Source organism: Pseudomonas sp. P5_B2, assembly GCF_056400445.1.
This window is the reverse complement of record NZ_JBFULH010000936.1, coordinates 1-1,278: the sequence shown is the minus strand read 5'-3', so window position 1 is coordinate 1,278 and position 1,278 is coordinate 1. Positions and strand designations below refer to the sequence as shown.

The window sequence follows — 1,278 nt, the reverse complement described above, 5'->3', positions numbered from 1 at the left end:
GGGTAGCGGCGGCGCTCTGTGACATGGTGGGCTCTCTCTTTATTATGATTTTTTGCGATGCGAAGGTAACGTTGATCGCCCAGAGAGTCTCTTCCACGCTCCGGGTTTTTGTCTTTGTGCCTGCGCACAGGGTTTATGACCAAGGCCTGTGCGGGCGAACAATCGTCCCACCCCGTTTTCAAGGATCCCCGATATGTTCGAACTCGATCACGACCTGGCCCAGGACATCGTCGACCGGGCAATGGCCATACTGCCCTACAACGTCAACGTCATGGACAGCCAGGGGCTGATTCTCGGCAGTGGTGAGCCGGAGCGCATCAACACTCGCCATGAAGGCGCGCAACTGGTGTTGGCCAATGGTCGCGTGGTGGAGATCGACGCGCAGACCGCGATCCATCTCAAGGGTGTGCAACCGGGCATCAATTTGCCGCTGCTGTTGGATGGGCGCTTGATTGGCGTGCTCGGTATTACCGGCGAGCCCGAGCCATTGCGCACTTATGCTGAGTTGGTGCGAATGACCGCGGAGATGCTGGTCGGCCAGCGCAGTCAACAGGCCGAGCAGCAATGGCGGCGTCAGCGTTGCGATGATCTGCTGGCGTTGCTGATGAGCGAGGCAGGGGATTCACCGCGCTTGCTCGACGAAGCGCAGCAGTTGGGGCTCAAGCCGCAGATGACGCGGGTGCCGTATCTGTTCGAGTTGGGCCTGGAACACGGCCCCGCGCAAACCGTTGAAGCACTGAGTGCCTGGCTGACCTCGCGTTACCCGGACAGTTGGTGCGTGAGTTCGGCGAAATCGTCGCTGCTGTGGTGCCGACCGGCTTCACAAACTATCGACAATGAGCGACTTCTGGAAAAACTCGACGGCCTGGGCTGGAACGTTCTGCGCATTGCCGTAGGCGGGCAGGCCGAGGGATTGTCGGGGCTGCGGCGTTGCTACCGGCGGGTCGGTGACTTGCTGGCGTATGGGCGCGATGTGTTGCCGCGTTCGCGCTTGCTGACGCTGACCCGTTATCGATTGCCGGTGATGCTCTGGCGGCATCGCAACGACGATGCGCTGGACGAATTGCTCAAACCGCTGCGCAAAGTCATCGCCAAGGATGGCAACGGCCAACTCTTGGCGACCTTGCGCAGCTGGTGCGATCACGATGGCCAGAGCCAGGCGTGCGCCGATGCATTGGGGATTCATCGCAACAGCTTGCGGTATCGGATGGAGCGGATTGCCGAGTTGAGTGGGGTTGATCCGCTGAAACTGGACGGAATGCTTGCGCTGTATCTTGG

The 1,278-nt window shown here is 60.4% G+C and carries 1 protein-coding gene; it reads left to right on the top strand.

Features of this window, described 5'->3' with window-relative positions:
• Nucleotides 1–193: 193 nt before the first annotated feature.
• On the top strand, nucleotides 194–1,278 hold a 1,085-nt coding region (locus AC1DRJ_RS28140; protein WP_477805020.1), incomplete at its 3' end, for a sugar diacid recognition domain-containing protein.